Source organism: Microcoleus sp. B4-C1, from assembly GCF_036705285.1.
Taxonomy (GTDB): Bacteria; Cyanobacteriota; Cyanobacteriia; order Cyanobacteriales; family Microcoleaceae; genus Microcoleus.
In genome coordinates this window covers 19,586-30,577 of the sequence record NZ_JAUBUC010000077.1, presented here as the reverse complement: position 1 = coordinate 30,577, position 10,992 = coordinate 19,586, and the positions used below count along the sequence as shown (strand labels likewise).

At 46.1% G+C, this 10,992-nt stretch carries 10 protein-coding genes; 4 read left to right on the top strand and 6 right to left on the bottom strand.

Translation table 11 applies throughout. From position 1 onward, the window contains the following. Positions 1–399: 399 nt before the first annotated feature. Complete coding sequence (gene groL / locus QUB26_RS24450) at positions 400–2,100, bottom strand: chaperonin GroEL (RefSeq protein WP_333241005.1); 1,701 nt, start codon at positions 2,098–2,100, stop codon at positions 400–402. A 30-nt stretch (positions 2,101–2,130) separates the two neighbouring features. After that, positions 2,131–2,289: a hypothetical protein gene (locus QUB26_RS24445; protein WP_333241003.1), complete on the bottom strand. Its 159-nt coding sequence runs from the start codon at positions 2,287–2,289 to the stop codon at positions 2,131–2,133. Between the two features lie 448 nt (positions 2,290–2,737). Between QUB26_RS24445 and QUB26_RS24440 the strand changes: the two genes are divergently transcribed. Beyond that, positions 2,738–4,486, top strand: coding sequence for an ABC transporter ATP-binding protein (locus tag QUB26_RS24440; RefSeq protein ID WP_333241001.1), 1,749 nt, complete (start codon positions 2,738–2,740; stop codon positions 4,484–4,486). Positions 4,487–4,750: 264 nt separating this feature from the next. On the opposite strand, the gene QUB26_RS24435 is transcribed toward QUB26_RS24440, so the two are convergent. Further along, positions 4,751–5,866 (bottom strand): fatty acid desaturase, encoded by a 1,116-nt coding sequence (locus QUB26_RS24435; protein WP_333240998.1) that lies wholly within the window; start codon positions 5,864–5,866, stop codon positions 4,751–4,753. 223 nt (positions 5,867–6,089) lie between these two features. On the opposite strand from QUB26_RS24435, the gene QUB26_RS24430 reads away from it, so the two are divergent. Beyond that, complete coding sequence (locus QUB26_RS24430) at positions 6,090–6,326, top strand: hypothetical protein (RefSeq protein ID WP_333240996.1); 237 nt, start codon at positions 6,090–6,092, stop codon at positions 6,324–6,326. A gap of 101 nt (positions 6,327–6,427) precedes the next feature. Continuing rightward, a complete protein-coding gene (locus QUB26_RS24425; protein WP_333051426.1) occupies positions 6,428–6,895 on the top strand; it encodes a hypothetical protein in 468 nt (155 codons plus the stop codon). A gap of 96 nt (positions 6,896–6,991) precedes the next feature. On the opposite strand, the gene QUB26_RS24420 is transcribed toward QUB26_RS24425, so the two are convergent. The 3 genes from QUB26_RS24420 to QUB26_RS24410 form a co-directional block, all read right to left on the bottom strand. Then, positions 6,992–7,234 (bottom strand): hypothetical protein, encoded by a 243-nt coding sequence (locus QUB26_RS24420; RefSeq protein WP_333240994.1) that lies wholly within the window; start codon positions 7,232–7,234, stop codon positions 6,992–6,994. A 113-nt stretch (positions 7,235–7,347) separates the two neighbouring features. Continuing rightward, positions 7,348–8,457 (bottom strand): glycine oxidase ThiO, encoded by a 1,110-nt coding sequence (thiO, locus tag QUB26_RS24415; protein WP_333240992.1) that lies wholly within the window; start codon positions 8,455–8,457, stop codon positions 7,348–7,350. A 189-nt stretch (positions 8,458–8,646) separates the two neighbouring features. Continuing rightward, the gene (locus QUB26_RS24410; RefSeq protein ID WP_333240989.1) at positions 8,647–8,985 is read right to left on the bottom strand and encodes a 2Fe-2S iron-sulfur cluster-binding protein; all 339 of its coding nucleotides are present in this window, start codon (positions 8,983–8,985) and stop codon (positions 8,647–8,649) included. Between the two features lie 75 nt (positions 8,986–9,060). Between QUB26_RS24410 and cimA the strand changes: the two genes are divergently transcribed. Further along, positions 9,061–10,773: a citramalate synthase gene (gene cimA / locus QUB26_RS24405; protein ID WP_445299638.1), complete on the top strand. Its 1,713-nt coding sequence runs from the start codon at positions 9,061–9,063 to the stop codon at positions 10,771–10,773. Positions 10,774–10,992 lie beyond the last annotated feature (219 nt).

Here is a 10,992-nt window from a genome sequence, read left to right as displayed (position 1 = left end):
GTCCAAAAAGGACGGGCGGGACGCCCATCCCACAATAACAATTAAAATTGTAAGTTATTTAATTCGCGATCCTTAATGCCGAGTCCCATTGCATCTCCCTTAAGAAGCAGGGCGGTTTCATTCTCACGAAAATCAGGCTTTTGTAGGGGTAGTGCGCCCGTGCCTACCCCCTCCACGGACGAGGGAATCGGTGTTTCAAATATCGGGGCAACCACGGGGGGATTGGGGGCAACCACGGGGGGATTGGGGCAACCACGGGGGGATTGCCCCTACAAGAGAATGAAAATCCCCCCGGACTATCAGGGGATGCCGGGGGGATAAACTGCCTTAATCGTCAAATAGTAGACGGGTAGTACATAAGACGCGCTTGTTTACACGCATGGTGCTTATGGTTGAAGACTACATCATGCCCATGCCGCCCATGCCGCCCATGCCGCCCATGCCGCCCATGCCGCCCATGCCGCCCATGCCGCCCATGCCGCCCATGCCGCCCATGTCGCCCATGTCGCCGCCGGCTTTTTTCTTCTCGGGTTTTTCGACAATCACAGCTTCAGTGGTCAGCACCATACCAGCGATGGAACCGGCATTTTGCAAAGCCGATCGCACTACCTTAGCCGGGTCAATAATCCCGGCGGCAATCATATCTTCGTACACGTCGGTGAGAGCGTTGTAGCCAACGTTGAACTCGCTCGCCCGCACTCGTTCGATGACGATGGAACCTTCAACGCCGGCATTATCAGCGATTTGACGCAAAGGTGATTCCAAAGCTTTCTTCACCAAGTCAGCGCCTACTTGTTCTTCGGTGTCTAAAGTATTTCTGATCGCATCTATTTTTGTAATCAGGTGAATTAGCGTCGTGCCACCTCCGGCAACGATACCTTCTTCCACAGCAGCTTTAGTAGCGTTCAGAGCGTCTTCAATACGCAGTTTACGGTCTTTGAGCTCGGTTTCGGTAGCTGCGCCGACTTTAATTACAGCGATGCCGCCGGCGAGTTTGGCGATGCGTTCGGTTAGCTTTTCCTTGTCGTAGTCGGAATCCGTCGCTTCTAGCTGTTTGCGGATTTGCTCGATCCGTTTTAGCACGTCAGCTTTGTGTTCGTCGCCAGCAACAATGATCGTGTTTTCTTTGTCGATCGTAATTTTGCGGGCGGTACCGAGCATTTCTAGGGTTGCGGTATCGATGCTGAGTCCGACTTCTTCAGAAATCAGTTGACCGCCGGTGAGTACGGCGATATCTTGAAGCATAGCTTTGCGTCGATCGCCAAAACCAGGAGATTTGGTTGCTGCGATGTTCAATACGCCGCGGGCTTTGTTGACTACCAGAGTTGCCAAAGCTTCGCCTTCAATATCTTCGGCGATAATTAGCAGCGGTTGACCGGTGCGGGCGATTTTTTCGAGAACTGGAATTAGTTCTTGAATTGAGCTAATTTTTTTGTCGGTAATCAGGATGCGAGCGTTTTCGTACTCCACTTCCATGCGATCGGTGTTGGTGACGAAATACGGAGAAAGATATCCGCGATCGTACTGCATCCCTTCGACCACTTCCAATTCCGTTGTCAGAGATTTCGACTCTTCAACAGTAATTACGCCGTCTTTGGTGACTTTTTCCATTGCTTGGGCAATCATGGCGCCGACTTCTTCGTCGTTACCGGCGGAGACAGTGGCGACCTGAGCAATGGCGCTTCCTTCGACGGGTTTCGCCAATTTCTCGATTTCCAGCACCAAGTGGGCGATCGTTTTTTCAATACCCCGGCGCAGCGCGACTGGGTTTGCGCCTGCTGCGACATTCTTCAAACCTTCGCGAATGAGGGATTGAGCAATAACCGTTGCGGTTGTTGTGCCGTCGCCTGCGATATCTTTAGTTTTGGAGGCGACTTCTTGAATTAAGCGAGCGCCAGCATTTTCCAGGGGGTCTTCGAGTTCGATCTCCCTAGCAACGGTGATACCGTCGTTAACAATTTGGGGACTGCCGTATTTCTTTTCCAATAGGACGTTCCGGCCTTTCGGGCCCAAGGTGATGCGGACAGCATCGGCGAGTTGATTGACGCCGCGTTCTAGTGCCCGGCGAGATTTGTCGCTAAATGCAACTATTTTTGTCATGTTTGTCTCCAATCGCTTACATTAGCAAATTTAGCACTCTCTGAGTCTGAGTGCTAAGTCGATCGATTTTTGATTGTAGCGCGCCTCAACCGTGTGGGGGATTGGGGGGGCGGATGGGAGATTTGGGCGATCGTTCCGGGTGGCTAAGGACAAGGCAATGCCGTGTCCCCACATATCTCGTGTCGCCACAGATATAATAATGTGGTTTGTTACATATCGATATAATCAGGTTTTGGTTCAGGCCTAAACCCAATTTTGATGGCGCGTTATCCCAAAGCAGATTTTTTATTAAAAATTTCTTAACTTGTGTTTTCGGTCATCTACCTTTCGATAGAGCTTCTATTATTTTTTCAGATTTCTACCTTCTATGGATCGTCAATTAAATAATTTCCCTTTTTTCTTGTGGGATGGGCGTCCCGCCCGTCCCCAATAGACGGGCGGGACGCCCATCCCACAACAGTCATGAAAAGTGGATTTTATTTAATTCTCATCCCTATAGCAACCGCCAAGACTATTAGCACGTTCTTAATTGCTGAAAACCTTGGGGAAGACTCCTTCTTCCTTCAGCATCCATCCGTTACATCCCGTACATTGCTCGTTGCCGAACCTTCTTCCTTCTTCCTTCTTCCTTCTTCCTATGGCTCGTTATTCTCGACTGCAAAAACTCGGCTCTTATATGCGCCCGCACTGGAAACCAACCTTCTGGGGCGTTTTTTCGCTATTAGTTGTCAATGCTGTGGGCGTTTACATTCCCCTGCTGATTCGGAATTCAGTTGACACTCTCCAAGTGGCGACTAAATTTGACGAAGTTTTCAACTTCGTGGCACTAATTCTGATTCTCGCCTCAATCATGTGGGTGATTCGGATGGCGTCGCGGATTTTGCTGTTTGGCGTCGGGCGTCAAGTCGAATTTGACCTCAAACAGCAAATATTTAATCATTTATTAACATTAGAACCGTCTTATTTTGCAGCCAATACGGTAGGAGATTTAATTAACCGCGCTACTTCCGATTTGGACAATATTCGGCGCTTGGTGGGGTTTGCGGTGCTGAGTTTGGCGAATACAGCTTTTGCTTATGCTTTGACTTTGCCGGTGATGCTGGGGATTAATGTAAGGCTGACACTGTTTGCGATCGCAGTTTATCCTTTAATGCTGGTTTTGGTACAGTTATTTAGCGACAAACTTCGCATCCAACAGTTAGCGGTGCAAGAGGAATTGTCGGCGATGAGCGATTTGATTCAGGAAGATATGAGCGGGATGTCCGTAATTAAAATCTATGCTCAAGAAGAAAACGAACGCCGAGCTTTTCGCAATTCTAATGCGAAGTTGCTATCAGCAAATTTGGAATTAGCAAAAACTAGAAACTTTATTTTTCCACTGCTGGGCGGTTTGGCAAGCATTAGTTTGTTGGTGCTGCTTTCTGCTGGTGGCGGGGCAATTGCTAATGGCCAAATTAGCATTGGCGATTTTGTGGCGTTGCTGATTTATGTCGAGCGTTTGGTGTTTCCGACGGCGCTGTTGGGTTTCACAATTACTGCTTACCAGCGGGGAGAAGTGAGTGTCGATCGCATCGAATCAATTCTGACTGTGGAACCGCAAATTAAGGATACTGCCGATGCAGTTGAACTTGCAACTCCAGTCAAAGGCGAAATTGCGGCTCGCCATCTAAATTATACGTATCCCGGCGCTAAGACACCCGCGCTTAAAGATGTTGATTTTACCATAAAACCGGGAGAAACTGTCGCAATCGTTGGGGCGATCGGATCGGGAAAATCAACTTTAGCTAATGCACTGCCACGCTTGCTAGATATCGATCCGGGCGAGTTATTTGTAGACGGACAGGATATTACCAAGGTAAAATTGACCGAATTGCGCGGGGCGATCGCCTACGTTCCGCAAGAAAGTTTTCTGTTCGGCACTACCATCAAGAATAACATCCGCTACGGAAACCCTTTAGCGGAACAGCCGGAGATTGAAGCGGCGGCAAAACAAGCACAAATTCACGCCGAAATCCTCAACTTTCCGCAGCAGTACAAAACAGTTGTCGGCGAGCGCGGCATTACTTTATCCGGCGGACAGCGGCAGCGGACAGCACTTGCTCGCGCTTTGTTAGTTGACGCCCCGGTGTTAATTTTGGATGACGCTCTTTCCAGCGTTGACAATCAAACTGCTACCGACATTTTGCGAAACTTGGCAACGGGAACCGATCGCAAAACAGTAATTTTTATCTCCCATCAAATGTCAGCGGCGGCTAGTGCCGATCGCATTTTTGTGATGGAGCAAGGAGAAATAGTTCAGAGTGGCACTCACCTTGAATTGGTAGGGCAAACAGGGCTTTATCAGTATTTGTGGAACCAGCAAAAATTAGAGGAATTGCTGCATTGACAAAGGATATCATGTCCGGTCGATTACCCTGATTCCTGTAGGGGCGGGTTCACCAATAATATTTGCCAAAAACGGACAATCTCACAAACGGGCCCCGGCAATTGTATTATGGGCTCCCGGCTAAACCCGCCCGACCCATCTAATGTTTATTTGTAACCACCTACTTAACTAGGAAAGTTACTGTTAAAAGTGATCCCACTAACTGCATCCCTAATCATAGGATTTTGGTGCTAAAAAAGCGACCAAATTTATTGCTAACCGATTTTAATTAGCTACATTACTGAATGGAATTTCTTCTGCTTCTTGAAATAATTTAATCGATTGCAGACTATCTGAAGCAGCATCCCAAAGAATGAATTGGAAGCAGTCAGGAATATCGCGAATTGTCAGGGATTTTGAATTAGCCAGCAGGTGAATATTAGCATTGTGACAATCCCGAAGATTATAGTTAGGTATTCGCTCAGAGAGATGATGAATATTGTGGTAAGCAATATCAGCCGAAAACCAATTGAGAATAGTCGGTAATTTTAGGTAACTACTGCCTTCAATTGCGCCCATAAGATAGTCCCAACCTTCGGCTTTATGAGCGTAGGAACCCTCAAAATTATGCTGAACAAAGAAAATACAGATAAATATCGCTGCTGAACAGGTCATGACAATTGAGTAAACACTCCAGAAAAAGCCAAACCCCAGTAAGTTGCTCAGATAAATCCAGCTACCAACAACACAAATATTGTTGAAGAGTAAATCCCAAAATTCAGCCGTCGTATACCAATGTTTGGATTTATAAGAAGCAATGATTCCCGATAAACCTATGCCAAAATCTTGATTGAGACAAGCAAAAATATGTCGAATAAAACCCGTAGTTCCCAATATCAGTGCGAGTCTTGGTTTAATAATTAGATAGAAAAAACCACCGGGAAACAGCATCAATGGGTGTCTGAGTAACTGATACATCTTTTTACTAAATGGACTTAGCGCCGCAAATTTTTCGGTGGATATCAACGCCGAAGGGCCTCGGTACATATCCCAATTACCATTATGTTTGTGGTGATAAGCGTGTCCCCTCGACCAGGGATACTGAGGAATCGCATTGATGATACCTAGCAGAAAACCCATAATGCGATTGACTTTTTTAGAACTAAAAAGAGAATAGTGTCCGCAATCGTGCATCAAAGAGAAACAACGTCCTGAAAAAAGTGTCATCAACACCATTATCGGCGGCAGCAGGAATACAGAAATGGCAGCAGCTTTAAATGCTAAAAACCATAAGAATATATAAGGAATCACTGTATTGAGTATTTGGCAACTAGCTTTCAAGTTGTTGCTCTTCATATAAGGAGCTAGCACAAAATCCGACTTTTTGATCGCGCTTTTCATTCAGTATGTTTATGGTGTGTGGATAAGTGCTTCGCTTAGCATCACAGTTGCGGGACAGCGGCGGATTTACCCCGGACTTTCCCCGTTTCTTCCAAAAGTTTTGTTGGAACCGATTTTTGCACATTTATGAGGTTATCACAACTCTGCTTTGTTTACAAAAAAAACTGTGAAGCCTGTTAGCAGCCAAACAAATTGCTGCACCGGAAGGCATTAATATGATTGGTTGCTTGCACGATCGACCTTCGATGATGTATGCCGCTATTTTTGCTTGCATCGTCTGTGGCACACTTTATTGTACCGGGTTGTAGCCCAACTCGATCGCACGCTCAAAATTTGGGCTACTCCCGAAAACTTTTTATCCGTTGGGAGGGTGATAGGGGCGATCGACAAACAGCCCGCCCCGGAAACCAAAGCTGACACAACATCCAGAACCGCAGAGGATTTTGGATCAACTCCTTGAGACGAGAATTTGAAGGACGATCGCAATTGCCTGCGTTTTTTGTGCTCGGAGATAGCTCGGATTTGCTACAATCTAATCGCACACGCGACTAGAAATGGGTTATGACCGAACTATTAGATGAGGCGCTTTCTATTGAAATGGCGACTCGCATCAAAAGCAACCGTAAAAACTGCTTTGACAACGCCTGTAAAGCAGCGTTAGCCACCGAGGGCGCAATTTATGTTCAAGGCTTTTTAGCTGTGCCGGGAGTGCCATATAAACCCATCGAGTATAGCTGGATTGAACTCGACGAGCGAATTGTTGACCCAACCTTTCCCCATCTCGGTTTCATCGCTCAAGACATTCATTACTTCCCAGTCCAGCGCTTCAGCGTCAAGAAACTCAAAGCAATCCTAGAAGAATCAAAAGAAGATTATCCTGAAGACGACCCGCTGCCGATTTATGGCAATCAACCTTATGAATATTACGGCGATTTGATGTTAGGCGGTAGCGATTACCAAAATGCTTACGATTTGGCTGCCGCTAAATGCAGGGAATTAAACCAACCTAAAAAACAGGATGCGAACTAATTCAGGACTTACAAAAAAATGGTTAGGCGCGCTACTTACAGCGGTACTTTAGCCACTGTTGTGTCGATTAATATACTTCATCATGACTTCCCAAATCTACAAACACGGCTTTTCCGTCTTCTGTAAAATAGAAAAGTACCCTTTCGTCACTCGGAGTTCATTGATGTTAGCGAAAAATTTCAGTTCACCTTTTTGTTGTTCAATCTGCGCTGACTTAAAGTTTTGATACATCTCTTCGCGACGTTCTTCCCGGAGATATTGCTTCAACAACAGTTGAAGCTCTTGCTTTTCGTCAGTAGAAAGATTTTTGATCGTCTCGACCACATCACTGAAAGTCATAACTTACAAAACCCTATTGTGCTGATTAGATTATAGCAAAAAATATCCTTTTGGTTGACTTTCGTTTCTCGTTATGCGGCTCTGCCTCGTCTTAAAAAAAGCAAAAAATCTCACTATTTACCCTTTTCAACCTTCCAAGATTCAGGAAATCTCGAATAATGAAAAGCAGCCAATAACGGATCTGATTTCTGATTCCCAATCAAATCAGCCAACAATTTAGCCGTCACCGGAGCCAATAAAATGCCGTTGCGGTAATGCCCCGTAGCCCATGTCAAATTCTCCCAAGCACTATCACCCAAAATCGGCAATTCATCGGTCGTAGTCGGCCGAAATCCCCACCAAAACTCCAAAATCGGATAATTTTGTAATTCGGGATATAACTTAATCGCTCCTGCTAGCAAACTTTGGATTCCCGCAGGCGTATTTCCCGGCGTGAAATCCACATTTTCGCTAGTTGCGCCAATAATAATTCTGCCATCTTTACGTGGCACAATATAAATGCCAGTCCCGAATAGAACGGTTTGCAGGGGCTGGATAACTCCACAATCTTCTGGTACACATACTGACAGCATTTGTCCCTTTCTTGGAAAAACAGGAATATCCAATAATTTCTCAGACCAAGGGCCCGCAGCCAAAACATAACGGTCAGCTTGTAATTTTCCTGCCGTTGTTTCCACTCCAAAAACTCGGTTTTTCTGCCGAATGATTTCCTCTGCACTGCCTTGAATAATCTCAATCTGCAATTCTTTAGCTGCGGCCTGAAGCGTCCGAAATAAAGCGCGGTTGTCTACTTGAGCGTCGTCAGGATACCACCAACCGCCAATTACTTCTTGACCTAATCCCAACTGGTGCTGGCGAACAGTATCTCTGTCCAACCATTGATAATTAAGGTTTGACAAAAGGGGCTTTTCTTGAGGCTCATTTTGACAAACTGGCGCGAGAATTCCCGATCGCCAATATCCCGTTTTCAATCCGGTAATGTCTTCTAGCTGTTTCACCCAGGCGGGATACAGTGCGCGGCTTTGCAAGCACAAATCCAGCATCGGACTGGGGGGAATTCGTTCGGCTTGTGGGGCAAGCATTCCGGCGGCCGCCCGGGCCGTCGGTTGTTTAGAATCGGCGGTGAGAACCGCGACAGATGCCCCTCGCAATTTCAGTTCTACTGCTAGCGAAAGACCAATTATTCCGCCGCCAATAATCAGAATATCTTTAGATAAATTCATTAACTTTTATATGGACTTTCTGGGTTTTTTAACCTCTCGGATTTCTTTATGGTAAGGTGCCCCCTGTGCACCTTACAGTGAGAATTCTTGCACAAGTCTTAGAGATTATCTTGTGGGGTGGGCTTCTAGCCTGCCCCAAATATGCAATCTCAATAAAGTACAGCCTATCTGCCTTCCTTAACAAAAAATCTATCCTTGGGGGTTCCAGACAGTTTCAGAACCCTGACCCCAGAAACCGTCATATTTTGTCACCTTAATATCGCCTAAAACCTTGGTTTGGCAGGACAAACGGCGGTTGGAGGCGGGAGAATGGGGAGGAACCGAAAGTCGGGCTTTTTCGCGCCACTGGGGCTCGGAAACTTCGCCCTCGACGGTGACGGCGCAGGTGCCGCAAGTGCCGAGGCCGTGGCAGTTGATGACTTTGGCGTTGCCGTTGTAGAGATCGATGCCGTTTTTGAGCAATACTTCACGGAGATTCGCTCCGCGATCGCACTCAAATGTTTTTCCTTGCGCTTGTACCTTGACCACAGCAATTTACCCCAGTTAGATTTATGTTAATTTTCCTATATATTATCGCATTAAATTCCCATAAATTCATCTAATATGGTAACTGATATATTACCAATTTCTCGATCGCAATTTCCCATGACAAATCGGCTCTGGATCTACGATACCACGCTGCGAGACGGTGCTCAGTGCGAGGGACTCTCCTTATCTCTCGAAGACAAACTGCGAATTGCTCGACAGTTAGACAGTTTAGGAATTCCCTTTATTGAAGGCGGCTGGCCGGGGGCGAATCCTAAAGACGTACAATTTTTTTGGCGACTCAAAGAACAGCCCCTAACTCAAGCAGAAGTTGTAGCTTTTTGTTCGACTAGGCGGCCGGGAACTACGGCAGCTAATGATGAAATGTTGCAGGCTATTTTGTCCGCCGGTACTCGCTGGGTGACGCTGTTTGGCAAGTCGTGGGATTTGCACGTTATTGAAAGTTTGAAGACCACGCTAGAAGAAAATCTGGCGATGATTCGAGATACAATTGAATATTTGCGGAGTCAGGGAAGGCGCGTTATTTACGATGCCGAACACTGGTTTGACGGCTACAAACACAATCGAGATTATGCTATTAAAACTTTAGAAGTAGCGGCCGATGCTGGTGCAGAATGGCTTGTACTTTGCGATACTAACGGCGGTACTTTACCTCACGAAGTCAGTCAGGTTGTTCGTGAGGTTGCAGAAATAATAGAAAGTTGGGATATTTCGGAATCGGAAATTCACCCCCCCCAACCCCCCCTTATTAAGGGGGGGAGAAAGTCTAAAATTCAACTGGGAATTCACACTCACAACGACTCAGGAGTTGCGGTTGCTAATGCTTTGGCTGCTGTGCGGGAAGGAGTGAGGATGGTACAGGGAACTATAAACGGTTACGGTGAACGCTGCGGCAATGCCGATTTATGTTCCTTAATTCCTAATTTTCAGCTAAAGTTGGGTCAGAATTGCATTGAAGACGAGCAATTAGTTAGATTAACTCAAGTAAGTCGATCGATTAGTGAAATTGTCAATCTTGCTCCCGACGATCATGCTCCTTTTGTAGGCCTTTCGGCTTTTGCTCACAAAGGCGGAATTCACGTATCGGCTGTTGAGAAAAATCCGTTAACTTACGAACATTTGGAACCGGAAAAAATTGGCAACAGGCGGCGAATTGTGATTTCGGATCAAGCGGGTTTGAGCAATGTTTTGGCGAAGGCGCGCACTTTTGGCATGGATCTCGATCGCAAAAATCCTGCTTGCCGCCAAATTCTGGAAAAATTGAAAGATTTGGAAAGTCAGGGATATCAATTTGAGGGGGCTGAGGCTTCTTTTGAATTGTTAATGCGGGAGGCATTGGGAAAGCGCAAGCGTTTATTTGAAATCAAAGGTTTTCAAGTTCACTGCGATAAAGGTAAGGAAGAAACAGTTAATTCTTTAGCAACTGTGAAAGTGACTGTTAACGGTCAAGATATTCTGGAATGCGCTGAAGGAAACGGGCCTGTTTCGGCACTTGATGCGGCTTTGCGGAAGGCTTTGCGGAATTTTTATCCGGCAATTACTGATTTTAACTTAACCGATTATAAGGTGCGAATTCTGGACGGATGTGCGGGAACTTCTGCTAAAACTCGCGTTTTGGCTGAGTTTAGCAATGGTCAAGACCGTTGGACGACTGTGGGGGTTTCTGGTAATATTTTGGATGCTTCTTATCAAGCGGTTGTTGAGGGTTTGGAGTATGGTTTGGTGTTGGGAGATAGGGAGGCGATCGTTTTAACTGTGTCGAGTTATTAGGTTAACGGCGAAGAGAAGTTGCCTGAATATCGATGTTTAAATAGATACCAAGGGGAGCCTCTCAATGAAAGCAGCCAAGCTAGAAATTGGAGTTTTGACGCAGGAGGAAAGAGTCAGAAGGAAGGAGCCAGAAGAAGTGTTTTTACAAATATGAGATGCTCCCCTACTTTTGGGAGCATCTCAATGAAAGCAGCCAAGCCCAAAATTGGAGTTTTGAGG

Excerpts from the sequence above, each read along its gene's own strand:
- thiO (WP_333240992.1), bottom strand. The coding sequence starts at position 8,457 with ATGAATTTATCTAAAGATATTCTGATTATTGGCGGCGGAATAATTGGT.
- QUB26_RS24435 (WP_333240998.1), bottom strand. The coding sequence starts at position 5,866 with ATGAAAAGCGCGATCAAAAAGTCGGATTTTGTGCTAGCTCCTTATATG.
- QUB26_RS24440 (WP_333241001.1), top strand. The coding sequence starts at position 2,738 with ATGGCTCGTTATTCTCGACTGCAAAAACTCGGCTCTTATATGCGCCCG.
- cimA (WP_445299638.1), top strand. The coding sequence starts at position 9,061 with ATGGTAACTGATATATTACCAATTTCTCGATCGCAATTTCCCATGACA.
- QUB26_RS24425 (WP_333051426.1), top strand. The coding sequence starts at position 6,428 with ATGACCGAACTATTAGATGAGGCGCTTTCTATTGAAATGGCGACTCGC.
- groL (WP_333241005.1), bottom strand. The coding sequence starts at position 2,100 with ATGACAAAAATAGTTGCATTTAGCGACAAATCTCGCCGGGCACTAGAA.
- QUB26_RS24420 (WP_333240994.1), bottom strand. The coding sequence starts at position 7,234 with ATGACTTTCAGTGATGTGGTCGAGACGATCAAAAATCTTTCTACTGAC.